The organism is Sinomonas terrae, assembly GCF_022539255.1.
GTDB lineage: Bacteria > Actinomycetota > Actinomycetes > Actinomycetales > Micrococcaceae > Sinomonas > Sinomonas terrae.
In genome coordinates, this window is the sequence record NZ_JAKZBV010000001.1 from 3,392,007 (window position 1) to 3,405,388 (window position 13,382).

General features: G+C 69.6%; 11 protein-coding genes. 4 read left to right on the forward strand and 7 right to left on the reverse strand.

Going from position 1 to position 13,382, the window contains the following annotated elements:
* Positions 1 to 23: 23 nt before the first annotated feature.
* Positions 24 to 1,028, forward strand: coding sequence for a LacI family DNA-binding transcriptional regulator (locus L0M17_RS15620; RefSeq protein ID WP_241055147.1), 1,005 nt, complete (start codon positions 24 to 26; stop codon positions 1,026 to 1,028).
* Positions 1,029 to 1,066: 38 nt separating this feature from the next.
* On the opposite strand, the gene solA is transcribed toward L0M17_RS15620, so the two are convergent.
* From solA to L0M17_RS15645, 5 genes are all read right to left on the reverse strand, one after another.
* Entirely contained in the window at positions 1,067 to 2,242 is a 1,176-nt protein-coding gene (solA, locus tag L0M17_RS15625) for an N-methyl-L-tryptophan oxidase (RefSeq protein ID WP_241055149.1), read from the reverse strand.
* 40 nt (positions 2,243 to 2,282) lie between these two features.
* Positions 2,283 to 3,368: a Gfo/Idh/MocA family oxidoreductase gene (locus L0M17_RS15630; protein ID WP_241055151.1), complete on the reverse strand. Its 1,086-nt coding sequence runs from the start codon at positions 3,366 to 3,368 to the stop codon at positions 2,283 to 2,285.
* Positions 3,369 to 3,408: 40 nt separating this feature from the next.
* Positions 3,409 to 4,968, reverse strand: coding sequence for a succinic semialdehyde dehydrogenase (locus L0M17_RS15635; protein WP_241055152.1), 1,560 nt, complete (start codon positions 4,966 to 4,968; stop codon positions 3,409 to 3,411).
* A gap of 297 nt (positions 4,969 to 5,265) precedes the next feature.
* Positions 5,266 to 6,279, reverse strand: a complete 1,014-nt coding sequence (locus L0M17_RS15640) for a sugar phosphate isomerase/epimerase family protein (RefSeq protein ID WP_241055154.1) — start codon at positions 6,277 to 6,279, stop codon at positions 5,266 to 5,268.
* Positions 6,276 to 7,463, reverse strand: a complete 1,188-nt coding sequence (locus tag L0M17_RS15645; RefSeq protein WP_241055156.1) for a Gfo/Idh/MocA family protein — start codon at positions 7,461 to 7,463, stop codon at positions 6,276 to 6,278. Before L0M17_RS15645 ends, L0M17_RS15640 begins: the two co-directional genes overlap by 4 nt.
* Before the next feature lie 155 nt (positions 7,464 to 7,618).
* On the opposite strand from L0M17_RS15645, the gene L0M17_RS15650 reads away from it, so the two are divergent.
* The gene (locus tag L0M17_RS15650) at positions 7,619 to 8,626 is read left to right on the forward strand and encodes a LacI family DNA-binding transcriptional regulator (protein WP_241055158.1); all 1,008 of its coding nucleotides are present in this window, start codon (positions 7,619 to 7,621) and stop codon (positions 8,624 to 8,626) included.
* 99 nt (positions 8,627 to 8,725) lie between these two features.
* Here the strand turns inward: L0M17_RS15650 and L0M17_RS15655 are convergent, their stop codons facing one another.
* Both L0M17_RS15655 and L0M17_RS15660 read right to left on the reverse strand, forming a co-directional pair.
* Positions 8,726 to 9,772: a Gfo/Idh/MocA family protein gene (locus L0M17_RS15655; protein WP_241055160.1), complete on the reverse strand. Its 1,047-nt coding sequence runs from the start codon at positions 9,770 to 9,772 to the stop codon at positions 8,726 to 8,728.
* Positions 9,769 to 10,773: a Gfo/Idh/MocA family oxidoreductase gene (locus L0M17_RS15660; RefSeq protein ID WP_241055161.1), complete on the reverse strand. Its 1,005-nt coding sequence runs from the start codon at positions 10,771 to 10,773 to the stop codon at positions 9,769 to 9,771. Before L0M17_RS15660 ends, L0M17_RS15655 begins: the two co-directional genes overlap by 4 nt.
* A 228-nt stretch (positions 10,774 to 11,001) precedes the next feature.
* Between L0M17_RS15660 and L0M17_RS15665 the strand changes: the two genes are divergently transcribed.
* Together L0M17_RS15665 and iolB are read left to right on the forward strand one after the other, a co-directional pair.
* Positions 11,002 to 11,742: a GntR family transcriptional regulator gene (locus L0M17_RS15665; RefSeq protein ID WP_241055163.1), complete on the forward strand. Its 741-nt coding sequence runs from the start codon at positions 11,002 to 11,004 to the stop codon at positions 11,740 to 11,742.
* Between the two features lie 51 nt (positions 11,743 to 11,793).
* Positions 11,794 to 12,699: a 5-deoxy-glucuronate isomerase gene (gene iolB, locus L0M17_RS15670; RefSeq protein ID WP_241055165.1), complete on the forward strand. Its 906-nt coding sequence runs from the start codon at positions 11,794 to 11,796 to the stop codon at positions 12,697 to 12,699.
* Positions 12,700 to 13,382 lie beyond the last annotated feature (683 nt).

Here is a 13,382-nt window from a genome sequence, read left to right on the forward strand (position 1 = left end):
TTTGTTCTGACAAAGGAGACCGCGTGGCCAGATCCGTGACCATCCTCGATGTCGCGGCGCTCGCGGGCGTTTCGAAGTCGGCGGCGTCATTGGCCCTCCGCGGCACCGGCTACGTGAGCGAGGCCAAGCGGCGGGCAGTTCTCGAGGCGGCCGAGGAGCTCGGCTATCGTCCCAACGCCGCGGCCCGTGCGATGGGCTCGGCGCGCAGCGGGATCGTCGGGCTCATCCTCGACGACCTCCGGAACCCGTGGTTCGTCCCGGCCGTCGAGGGTCTCTCGGAAGGGCTGCACGCGGTCGGCCTCAGACCGCTTCTCGGCGACTGGCGCCTCGAGGGGGCCTCGCTCGTCGAGCGCTTCCTCGAACTCCGCGTCGAGGGAATCGCCGCCGTCGGAACGCTCGACGGCGCGGAGCGGGCGCTCGCACGGATCGCGCCGGTGCGCGCGGTCCAAGTGGGTTCACCCCGTGCGCAGGCGCCCGGCGCTTCCATTGTCACGAACGACGACGCCGAGGGCGCCCGCCGCGTCGTGCGGCACCTTGCCGCGCTGGGCCACCGAAAGATCGCCCACCTCGGGGCGCCGGGAACCGCCGTCGGCGACGCGCGGAGGGCGGGCTTCGAGGCCGAAGCCCGCAGCCTTGGCCTCGAGTTCCGCACAGTCGACGCGGGGCTGACAGAGGACGCGGGCTATCGCGCAGGCCACGGCCTGCTCGCGGCCCCCGACCGGCCGACGGCGGTGTTCGCTGTCAACGACATGGCGGCCCTCGGCGCCCTCTCCGCAGCCGAGGAACTCGGCCTCTCAGTGCCCGCCGACGTGTCCCTGGCCGGCTACGACGACACTCCCGCGGCCCGGCTCCGGGCCCTGGGCCTGACGAGCGTGGACAACGCGAGCCGCGAGGCGGGGCGCATGGCAGCGCGGCTGCTCGGCGAGGCCATCGAGGGCCTTTCCGGCGGCGAGGGGCAGACGATCCTGCTCACCCCAGAGCTCAAGGCGCGGACGAGCACGGCGCCGCCCCCCGCCGTCGCCCGCTGACGCGCGCCGTTCAGGCGACGAACTAGCAGGCCGGAGCCTCAGCCGAGCCGGAAGACGGGCTCGAACGCCGGGTCAGCGATCGCGGGACGGCGCAGCGAAAACGCATCGATCGGGAGCGACGAGGTGCCGTCGCTCAGCAGCTCGGCGAGGATCTTCCCGACGAGGCTCGCGAACTTGCCCGCGTGCCCAGCGCCGTTGAACACCGCGACGTGCGGTGCGTGCGGCAGCGTGTCGAGGACGAAGTCGCGATCGGGCGCCATGTCGTACACGCAGGTCCGGTTCGCGTACACAGGCCCGGCTGCTGCGGGCAGATACCGCTCGAGGAAGCCGCGCAGGATCGCGGCCTCGCCGTCGTCGCCCTCGAAAACCCGCTCGCCGCTTTCGATGAACCGCCCGCGCATGTCCCGCGCGACTTTGACCGCGGGCTCGCCATAGACGGGGAAGCCGTAGAACGTCTCCTCGCCATGGAAGATCCAGATGGGAAACTTCGAGGGCGTGAATTCAGCGAGGTGCTGAGACGTGAAGTAGCTGACCTGTTCCTGTGAGAGCGTGAGGCTGTAGTCGAGGCCGAGATCGGGCATGAGCTCGCCGAGCCAGGACGCGGCGGCAACCACGAGATTGTCCGCGTCGAAGTCGCCCCGCGCGGTCCGCACCGTCACGCTGTCGGGGCGGACGACGACGTCGGTCGCCTTCGTGTGCGGGAGGAACTCGACGCCGTTGGCGAGGGCGAGCGAAGTATGCGCAGCCACGCTCTTCCGGATGTCGATGAGGCCGCCCGCCTCCTGGTACATGCCGCTCACATCGTCATCGATGTTCCATTGCGGGTACCGGGCCCGGATCTCGCGGGCTGTGAGGTCCTCGTACGGGATCCCCTCGGCCGCGAGTGCCGCACGGTAGGCGCCGAGCTCGGCGAGGCTGCTCTCCGCCGAGGTAGCGAGGTCGAGACCGCCGGTCGTGACGTACAGCTGCAGGCCGGAGCGCTCCTCGATCTCGTGCCAGGCCTCGAACATGGCGGGCGTGAGCGTCGTGTAGTCCGTGCTGTGGTAGGCGTGGCGGATGATGCGGGAGACGTCGCCCGAGGAGTTGAGCGTGTTGACGAGGTCGAATTGCTCGATCACGAGCACCCTCGTCTCCGGCCGGCGAGAAAGCCAGTAGGCCGCGGCGGAGCCGATCGCCCCGGCACCGATCACGATGTGCGTATAACCCTGCGTCACTTCATCCCTCCCGCGGGCCCCTCGGGGCGAGAAGCCCGACCTATCCTCCCAGAATTGCAGCGACCCGGACCGCCTCCCCCGATTCCACCGACTCGATGCAGGCGCGGGCGACGGCTAGCGCGCGCCGAGCGTCGGCGAGCCCAGGCGTGAGGGGAACGCCGTGGTCTGGCGCCTCGCCGCCATCGCGCTTCGCCCGTACCTGCCCCACGAAGTCGGCGAGCTCGGCAGTGTAGGCGTCCGCGAAGAGCTCGATGTTGAGGCGAGGGGTCTCGGCCGAGAGGCCCTTGGCCCCGAACCGGAGCGCCGCCGTCTCCGTTGCGCGCCCGGCCTGGACCATGCCGCGCGAACCGAACACCTCACCCCGGACGTCATAGCCGTAGAGGGCGGAGTAATTCGCCTCGGCAGCGGCGATCGCGCCGTTCTCGTAGCGGATCGTCACGACGGCGGTGTCGATGAAGCCCATCCCCCTGAGTTCCGGTTCTACCAAGGCGTCGGCGGCTACATAGACGCTCACCGGCTCGGCGCCCGAGTTGAACCAGTTGAGGGCGTCGAAGTCGTGAATGAGCGTCTCGACGAAGATCGTCCCGTGCGGCACCCGATCGGCGTTGCGGATGCTTCCCGTGCCGGGATCGCGCGTCAGCGAGCGGAGCAGCTGGGGCGTGCCGACGACGCCGTCCGCGACGTCCCGGCGAGCCGCGAGGAAGTCTGCGGCGTAGCGGCGGTTGAAGCCGACCTGCCAATGGATCCCTCCCTCGCCCACCGCCTGCTCGACGCGAGCGAACTCGTCGAGATCCAAGGACGCGGGCTTCTCGCAGAACACGTGCTTGCCGGCGCGGGCAGCAGCAATCGCGAGCTGGGCGTGGAAGCGCGCCGGGGCGGCAATCACGACGGCGTCGATCTCGGGATCCGCGAACAGGTCCCCCGGGTCGGCGGTCACGTGCGCGACGCCGAGCTCGGCTGCGAGGGGCTGCGCCGACTCGAGCGCGGGATCGGCGATGGCGGCGAGGCTCGCGTCGGGGATGCGCTGCGCGAGGCTCTTGGCGTGGAAGGAGCCCATCCAGCCGGCGCCGATGAGGCCGACGCGGAGGGGCTCAGGGCGTGCAGAGGTGACGGGAAGGTAGGTCATGGGAACGATCTTGCCAACCAGCCGTCGTCGTCCGCTAGCGTTAGCGGACCCGGTTGAGGATCCGCACGGCCCGGGTGAACAGGTTGGCGAAGGTCTCGTTGCTCATGCCGGCGAACGGGGCGACGGGCACGCCGCGCTGGACGGCGATCGTCTGGGCCTCCGTGTACTTGAGGAGGCCTTCGTCGCCGTGCCGGCGGCCCACGCCCGAGTCCTTCCAGCCGCCCATGGGCGCGCCGTGCGAGGCCCAGGCGGCGCCGTAGCCCTCGTTGACGTTGACCATTCCCGCCTCGATCCTCTCGGCGAGCGCCCTGCCGCGGGACGGCGTGGTCCAAATGCTCGCGTTGAGGCCGAGTTCACTGTCGTTGGCCCGCGCGATTGCCTCGTCCTCCGACGCCACGGGGTAGATCGCCACGATGGGGCCGAACGTCTCCTCCCGAACGAGCTTCGCGTCCTCCGGCACGTCCGTCAGGACGGTGGGCGCGAAGAAGCTCGGCCCGAGGTCCGGCCGGGATGCGCCTCCGGCAAGGACTCGCGCGCCCCTTGCCACCGCATCGTCGAGGTGGGCCCGCACCTTCGCAAGGTGCGCGGGTGAGATGAGCGAGCCCATGTCCTTTCCCCACGAGGTCCCGGCCCCCACGCTCATCTGCGCCACTGCGTCGAGGAAAGCATGCGTGAAGCGCTCGCGGACGGCCTCGTGCACGTAGATCCGCTCGGGCGCGATGCAGAGCTGGCCCGCGTTCGCGAAGCAGGCGCGGACGGCGCCGGCAGCGGCGGCCGGGATGTCGGCGTCGTCCATCACGATGAGCGGGTTCTTGCCGCCCAGCTCCGCGGAGAAGCCGATGAGCCTCGCCGCGCATTGCTGGGCGACCAGCCGACCCGTCGCCGTCGAGCCGGTGAACATCATGAAATCGACGACGCCGATGAGCGGCGGACCCACCGCCGGTCCCGGGCCGACCACGACCTGCAGGAGGCCGTCAGGGAGGCCTGACGCGAGAAGCAGGTCGAGTACGAGCAGCGCGCTGAACGGCGTCTGGTGGTCGGGCTTGACGACGACGGCGTTCCCCGCGAGCAGCGCCGGGACCGAGTCGGTCACGACGAGCGTCAGGGGGTAGTTCCAGGGGGTGATGACCCCGACCACTCCCTTGGGCTGCCGCAGCTCGCTCGTCTGCGTGAAGAGGGGGAACACGCCGGCGCGGCGCCGGGGCTTGAGGAGCCCGGGGGCGGTGTGGGCGTAGTGCGAGGAGATCATCGACGCGTCGAGGACCTCCTCGAGCGCGGCCAGACGGGCCTTGCCGGTCTCCTCTTGGACGAGGTCGAGGATCTCGTCGCGCCGGTCGAGGATGGAGGTGGCGAACCGGCGAACGACGGCGGCCCGCTCCTTGGGCGAGGTTGCGGCCCACTGCCTCTGCGCCGAGCGGGCGCGCAGCACCGCTGCCTCGACCTCGCCGTCGGCGGCCTGGCGGACGACGCCGAGTGGCTGGCCGTCCCATGGGCGTGTGACCTCGAGCGCGGGGCCGGAGCCGGTGGCGAGCGAAGCCAGCCGGTTGACGCTCAGGCGAGCTGAGCGGGAAGGAGGGGACGTCGTCGTCCACGTGTTCACGTCACGAGGATAACTTCCCTCTCCCCGCGCCGGTACTGGCGAGTAACCGGCCCTGCCCTCAGACTTCCCCGGGCCACTCAATAGCCCTCGCCGTAGGCACCTGGGCTGCTCGGCACGGCGCCAGACGGCGTCCGCGAGCGGCGGTTTAGCTTTTGCGGTCGACCCCCTTCGCCGATGCAGTTCCGCCGGTCGGCCACACTTCCGCCGCTCGGCCGCTCCCAAGCCGAGGGCCGACACGGACGGGTCGGACGAACCGAAGCCGCGCTGGAGCGTTCGAGAACTCCACCTCCCCAGCCGCTAGGCCTCGGCGAGCACCCCGACCGACCGCGCCGCCTCGAGGAGGACTTTGGCGGCGACTTCCAGCCCCTCGATGCGGCCGAGGGAGACGTCTTCGTGCTCGATGTTGACCATCATGTCCGGATCGACCTCGTGGAGGGCCTTGAGGAATTCCGCCCAGTAGGCGGTGTCGTGCCCGCGGCCGAGGGCGACGAAGTCCCAGGCCGATTCCTTCGGCCACTCGTTGGCCCACTCGTCGCCGCCGAGGTTGGTGCGCGGTTCGTCCGGGGAGAGGCGGCGGAAGCGGTTGTCGAGGACGCCGTAGAGGCGGGCGTTCTCGGGGTTGACACGCACGTCCTTCGCGGCGGCGTGGAACACGAGGGAGCCGAGCTCGCGGACGACGGCGACGGGGTCCATCTGCTGCCAGAACAGGTGGGAGGCGTCGAGTTCGACGCCGACGTTGGTGGCGCCGGTGAGCTCGACGAGCCGGTGGACATCGGCGGTGTTGAACACGAGGTTCTGCGGGTGCAGCTCGAGCGCGACTTTGACGCCGTGGTCCGCGGCGAGGCGGTCGATCTCACGCCAGAACTCGGCCGCGATCCCCCACTGGTAGTCGAGCACGTCCAGCGCGGCGGAGTTCCACGCGTTCACGATCCAGTTGGTCACGGTCGCCCCGGGCTCGCCGCCGGGAAGGCCGGACATCGTCACAACGCGGTTCTGGCCGAGGCGCTCGGCGAGGCGGATGGAGCGGCGGATGTCCTCGGCATGCTTGTGCCCGATCTCGGGCTTGGGGTGCAGCGGGTTGCCGTTGCAGTTCAGGCCCGCGATCGCAACCCCGGTGCCCTCGAAGAGGCCGAGGTAGTCGTCCCGGGCGGTGTCGGAGACGAGAACGTCCTCGAACGTGGGCACGTGGGCCGCGGGGAGGAACCCGCCGGTGTTGATCTCGATCCCGGACAGGCCCAAGCCGGCGATGACCTCGAGGGCCTCGGGCAGGGAGCGGTCGTGCAGGATCGCGTTGTAGACGCCGAGCTTCACAGCGAGACCTTCTTTCCGTTGTTCAGCGCGGACTCGGTCACGGCCGCGAGGACTTCCATGTTGCGCACGCCCTCCTCGAACGTCGCGCACCGCGGGAGCGACTCGGACTCGGGGATCCCGGCGACCTCCTCGAGGAACGCCCGCGCCTGATAGGCAAAGGCCTCGTTCTGGCCGAACCCCACGCTCGGGGCATCCATGGGGAGCCCACCTGCGATGTACGGGTGCTCGGGGCCCAGGATGACCTGCCGGTACCCGTTCTGCGCCGAGGCGACCTCGGAAAGGAACAGGCCGATCTCGGCCGGGCGGCGCTGGTCGAACGTCGCGGCACCGTTCTCGCAGAAGACCTCGAACATGAGCGAGTTCGCGTGGCCCGCCGCGACCCGGGAAACCTCGATTGACCCGATGCAGTCGGCGAACTCCGCCGAGAAGGCGGCAACGTCGTCGTTCTCCACCGCCTCGAAGGCGTCGCTCACAGCCGCGTGATCGTGGCCCATGACTGCCCCGAGCGGGAGCGGACGCTTGCCGATCGCGGTGGAGAGCTGGCCCCCGGAGACGGTCTGGATCTCCCCACAGAGGAACTCGCCGATGTAGGTCATGTGGCTTCCGACGTCGGCCAGCGCGCCCGAGCCGGGGCCACCCTTGTAGCGCCAGCTCATCGGGGCGCTCGGGCTGCAGCCGTAGTCGGTCCAGTATCGGCCGCTGAAGTGCAGCGGCCGGCCGAGGGTGCCGTTCTGGATCAGTTCGCGGATGGCGGCGATGCCAGGGGCGCGCCGGTACGTGAACCCGATGCGGGCCAGATTGCCCCGGGCCTCGGCCGCGCGGGCGGCCTCGGCCATCGCGCGTGCGTCGGCGAGGCTGTCAGAGAGCGGCTTCTCGCACAGCACGTGCTTGCCCGCCGCGAGCAAGCCCTCGACGACCTCACGGTGCAGCGAGTTCGCGATCACGACACTCACGACGTCGATGTCGTCCGCCTCCGCGATGGCCTGCCACGAGGCGTCGTGGCGCTCGTACCCGAAACGCTTCGCCGCGGCCTGGCCGAACTCGGGGTTGACGTCCCCGATCGAGACGAGGCGGGCCTCGGGCAGCGTGGGGCGGTAGAACGTGCTCGCTGCGCGGTACGCGGCGGCGTGGGCCTTGCCTGCCATGCCTGCGCCGATGACGGCGACACCGAGGGACTCGGACATGGTCTCTCCTTTGAGGGAAGTCTGCTGGGGAAGTCTGGGAAGAGGAGGCTGTTTGGAGCGCTCCATAGATCGAGAATAGGAAGCAGTCTTTGTCCTGTCAATACGGTCGCCGCTGACACGTCGCGGGGCGGGTGAGGTGCCATGATGGTCGCGTGGTGACGAGAGAAACCCCCGCCCGGCCGACGATCTACGACGTCGCGCGCCGCGCCGGCGTGTCCAAGTCTCTGGTCTCGCTCGTCCTGCGGGGGGCGCCCCACGTGAGCGCCGCGCGCAGGCAAGCGGTACTGGCCGCGATCGAGGACCTCGGCTACCGGCCGAGCCGCGCCGCGAGCGCCCTCGCGAGCCAGCAGACGCGCTCGATCGGCGTCCTCATCGACGACTTCCGCAACCCTTGGTTCGTCGAGCTCCTCGCGGGACTACGCTCGGTCCTGGATCCGGCCGGGTACACCGTGAGCGTCGCCGACTTCCAGCTCGAGGCCGCGTCGGGCCGCAACCCCGTGGACGGCTTCCTCGCCCAGCACGCAGACGCACTCGTGCTCGCCGCAGAGCCGGACGCCGCGCTGCTGGGAGAGGTCCCCGTGCCAGTCGTCGTCGCCGGCGTACGTGAGCTCGGGCCAGCGACACTTCCCGAGGCGGATGTTGTTGCGGGCGACGACGAACACGGCGGCACGCTCGCCACCCGACATCTCGTGGAGCTCGGCCACCGCCGGATCGGGCACATCACGGGTCGCGGCGGCCCCGCGGCGCACCGCCGGCGCGGGTACGAGCGCACAGCACGCGATGCGGGGCTCGAGCCGTTCGTCGCAGGCCAGGATGGCGGCACGGCCGAGGCCGACGGCTACGCCGCCACAGTGCGGCTCCTCGAGGAACGCCCTCTCCTGACGGCGATCCTCGCGGCGAACGACGTCATGGCCGTCGGCGCCCTCGCCGCCCTGCGCGAGCGGGGGCTTTCCGCGCCGTCGGACGTCGCCGTCGTCGGCTACGACAACTCACCCCTGGCCGCGTACCGCTATCTGGCGCTCACCAGCGTGGACCCCCACAGCCGCGACATCGGCGCCGAGGCCGCCCGCACGCTCCTCACCCGCCTCGAGCAACCCGATGCCCCGCCCCGGCCCGCCCTCCTCGAACCGACGCTCGTCATCCGATCGTCATCCGGCGCCTAATCCACGCCCCGCTCAAGCGTTGCCCGCGCTCCGACCCGTTTCTGTCGCGTCGACACGGCGAAGACCCGCGGCGCGCCGAGGATTAGACTGATTGAGAAATCACAACCGGGCGGGAGCGCGGCGCTCACCCGGAAACTCAATCCCAATCGCTCTTCGCAGCTCGTCCGCGACCCGCAGTGCGAGGAGGCTGAGCTCGAGCGGGCGCTCGTCCGTCTCGATGCGCCCCTCGGCAATCGCGCGGGCCACGGCGGCGGCCTGGAAGTGGAGTCCGTCTACATGCGAACCCGGACTGCCCTCCCAACGGTGTGTCTCGCCGTCGGACGTCCGGACGGTGAGGCCGCCCGGCGAATTGAACGGCCCGTCGAAGGTGAGCGCGGCCTCCGTCCCGACGACCGTCAGGAGGGCCGGGGTGAAGCCGCCCATCGTGGTCGTGAGCGTCGCCTGTGCGCCGCTCGGGAACCCGAGCAGCGCAGAGAGCTGGTCGTTGACGCCGTTGGCGAGCGGCGCGCCGAGGCCGAGGACTCGCTCCGGCTCGCCAAGGATGTCGGTCGCGAGCCCGAGCAGGTAGATCCCGAGGTCGAGGAGCGGACCGCCGGCGAGCTCGGGATCGTGGGCGCGGTGGCTCGGCGGAAGGTACTCGCCGTAGTCTCCCACGACAGCGGTCAGCTCCCCGAGGCGACCGCCCCGAATGAGCTGCCGTGCGACGTCGTACGAGGGGAGGAACACGGTCCAGAGCGCCTCGCCCGCGAACACGCCCCGCGCCTTCGCGGCCTTGGCGATCTGCTCGGCCTCGCGAGCGTTGATGGCAAGCGGCTTCTCCACAAGCACGTGCTTCCCGGCCTCGATCGCCTCGAGGGCGACGTCGAGGTGCGCCGTGTGCGGGGTGGCGACGTAGACGACGTCGACCTCGGGGTCCGCTGCGAGCTCCCCGTAGGAGCCGTGGGCGCGGAGCCCGCGCGTCTCGGCGAATGCCTCGGCGCGGGCCCGGGACCGCGAGCCGACCGCCGTCACCCGCTGCGATCCGTGCAGCGCCAGCGACTCCGCGAACCGCTCGGCGATCCATCCGGGCCCCGCGATCCCCCACCTCAGGCTCGGTGCGTCGGAGGGGTCGGGGACGCGCGGCGCGGGAAACTCGAACGTGCTCATGCGTGCACCACCGGCACGAACGCTCCGCGAGCCACGATCGAGGAGGCGAGTGCGGCGCCGATCTCGGATGCGCGAAGTCCGTCCCGCGCGGTGGCGAGCGGCGATGGCTTCCCCGCCCGCAGCCCATCGATCCAGGCCTGGAGCTCGATTCGGTAGGCGTCGGCGAAGCGCGGCCGCCAGTCCGCTGGGTAGTCGGTCGCGCGCAGCCGCTGGACGTTGAACTCGAGGAGCGGGCCCTCAGTGAAGCTCGCGGCGCCCCGCTCCCCCACGACTTCGCAGCGGGTCGAGTAGCCGTAGTCGGCGTTGAGGAAGAGTTCAAGCGTCACGAGGGCGCCGTCGGCCATGCGGAGCAGCATGAACGCCGGGTCTTGGAGCCCCGCGGGAGCCAGGGCGCTCGTCTTGCTGCCTGAGATCCAGGCCACCTCGGCGACGTCTGTCCCGAGAAGCCACGGCATGGAGTCGAGCTCGTGGATCGCCGAATTCGTGATCGCGGAGACGTTGGTGGCATCCGGCGCCGAGCGGACGTTGCGGCTCACGCAGTGGACGGCGAGGATCTCGCCGAGTTCACCAGCGGCGATCCGCCGCTTGAGTTCGGTGTGCGCTGGGTCGAAGCGGCGCATGAAGCCGAGGGAGACGAGGCTCTTGCCGAGCTCGGCGGCAACTCGCTCGTCTGCCTCGACGACGGCGCGCCCTTCCTCCACGGTTGGCGCGAGCGGCTTCTCGCACAGGACCGGCTTGCGGGCGTCGAGGCACTCGAGCAGGAGTTCGGCGTGCGTCGAATCGTGCGAGGCGATGACGACGGCGTCCACGTCGGGATCCGTGATGAGGGCCTTCGGGTCGGTCGTGCTGCGCGCGCCCCCGGCCTCCGCGGCGAGTGCGGCCCGCTCGGCGTCGAGATCCGCGACGAGCGAGACCGAGGCCCCGCTCACCGTGCCCGCGAGGTTGCGCACGTGGTCCGCGCCCATGATCCCTGCGCCGATCACACCAACTCTGATGGTCATGCCGATCCCTTTCTGTCTTCCTCCCAAGGTGTGGGAACGTTCCAAGTTCTCTTCCTCACACTCTAGCTGGCGCGAACTTTGTCCTGTCAAGCTTCGTTGCCGCGGCGCGAGCCCGAAGTCTTCCTTCCAGAGAGCCGAAGGAGTGCTACTGTGGAGTTACGAGATTTGTCCTATCAATGAAACAATCGACGCCGCTTCGGGCCCTGCGGCCCAGCCCAAGGAGGGGCCATGGCGACCAGCCTCAACATCTCCATCGACCGCTCGTCTCCGGTGCCGCTCTATCATCAGGTGGTCCAGGGCATCGAGGCGATGATCCGAACGGGCGCCCTCGAGCCGGGGTCCAAGCTCGAGAACGAAATCGAACTCGCCTCTCAGCTCAACCTCTCGCGTCCCACGATGCGCAAGGCGATGGACGAACTCGTGCGGGCGGGGCTTCTGGTCCGCAAGCGTGGCGTCGGGACGCAGGTCGTGTCGAGCCAGGTGCGCCGCCACCTCGAGCTCTCGAGCCTCTTCGACGATCTGACCCGCGGCGGCCAGAAGCCGACCACGCGAGTTCTCGCCTTCCGCCACGGCCCCGCGGAGGACGAGATCGCGAACACGCTCCAGCTCCCCCAGGGGACCGGCGTCTATCACTTCACCCGTCTCCGCTCCGTCGGCGACAAGCCGCTCGCCCTCATGGAGAACTGGGTGCGGGACGACGTCGCCGAGCTCACCGAGGAGGGCCTGCGCCAGCGCGGCATGTACCAGATCCTGCGCGAAGCCGGCGTGAACTTCCGGCTCGCGAACCAGCGGATCGGGGCGACCGTTGCCGATGAGTACCAGGCGGAGCTGCTGCAGACCTCGCCGGGCTCAGCGCTCGTCACGATGGAACGCACCGCCGTCGACGACACCGGGCGGAACGTCGAAACCGGCCGCCACGTCTACCGCGCCGACTCCTACAGCTTCGAGATGACGCTGGTCCAGCGTTAGGCACCGCCGGCGCCAATTGTCGCCGGCATCCCAGAGAGAGGAACACACCCTATGGCAGAGTGGGTCTACCCCCTCGGCTCAGCGTCCGACGGCGAGTGGCAGGTTTCGCTTGGCGCGCACGACTCCGCGACGCTCGTCAACGGCTGGCAGCATACCGGAATCAAGGTTGCCGAATTGGCCCCGGGAGCGAACATCACCCTCGAGGCCGCTGGCGAGGAGCGCATCATCGTCCCGCTCACGGGGGCCTTCCAGGCGACCGTCGACGGCGAGATCTTCGATCTGGCGGGCCGCGACTCGGTCTTCGAGGGGCCGAGCGACGTCCTCTACACCGGGATCGGCAAGGCCGTCGGAATCATGACCCTGCAGGGCGGTCGGGTCGCCGTCGCCCTTGCACCGGCCAAGGCCGAATATCCGACCCGGTTCATTCCTGCCGAGGAGACGCCGGTCGAGCTGCGCGGCGCTGGCAACTGCTCGCGTCAGGTCCACAATTTCGGCACCCCAGCCGCCCTCGAGGCCGACCGCTTCATTGTCTGCGAGGTCATCACACCCGCGGGCAACTGGTCCTCCTACCCGCCCCACAAGCACGACGAGGAGAAGGAGGGCGAGACCTCGCTCGAGGAGATCTACTACTTCGAGACGCGCCTCGCGCCAGGCTCGCCCACTGGAAGCCAGCAGGCGGCGGGCCAGGACCCGGTCGGCTACGCGCGCGCGTACGCGTCCGACGAACGCCCCATCGACGTCAACGCCGAGGTGCGCACGGGCGACGTCGTCCTCGTCCCCTACGGCTGGCACGGTCCCGCGATGGCGGCGCCGGGCTACGACCTGTACTACCTCAACGTGATGGCAGGCCCCGGCCGGGTGCGGGATTGGCTCATCAGCGATGATCCGCATCACGGCTGGATCCGCAGCACGTGGGAAGCCCAAGAAGTCGACCCCCGCCTCCCCTTCACCGCCTAATCGTTTCGGGTACACCAACTCCCCTCCCAAACCATCTCGGGTACAGAAACGCGGCTCTCCCGGCGTTTCGGGTACAGAAACTCCCCTCTCCCGCCGTTTCGGGTACAGAAACTCACGCCTGCGAAAAGGGTCCGCGAGCACGACGGCGGGTGCCCGACCTTCGAAAGTCGGGCACCCGCCGTCGTGCTTAAGTCAAGAGGAGTTCGCGTACCCGAGATGGAAATGGACATCGATATCTGTACCCGAAACAAATTCCAAAGCCAGCGGGTGGCCGCCGACCCCTGTCACTGTCTCGGGTACAGAAACGCGGCTCTCCGGGCGTTTCGGGTACAGAAATGCGGCTCTCCCGGCGTTTCGGGTACAGAAACGCGGCTCTCCCGCCGTTTCGGGTACAGAAACTCACGCCTGCGTAAAGGGTCCGCGAGCACGACGGCGGGTGCCCGACCTTCGAAAGTCGGGCACCCGCCGTCGTGCTTAAGTCAAGAGGAGTTCGCGTACCCGAGATGGAAATGGACATCGATATCTGTACCCGAAAGGAAAGTGCTGGACTGGAAACGAAACTGCAGGGCCGTGGAAGAGTTCGCCTTCCTCAAACTCCGAGCCGCCGGATCCTTGCGGGTCCGGCGGCTTGGAGTTGGCGTACCTGAAATGGTCTGAGGGGCGGATATCTGTACCCGAGACGA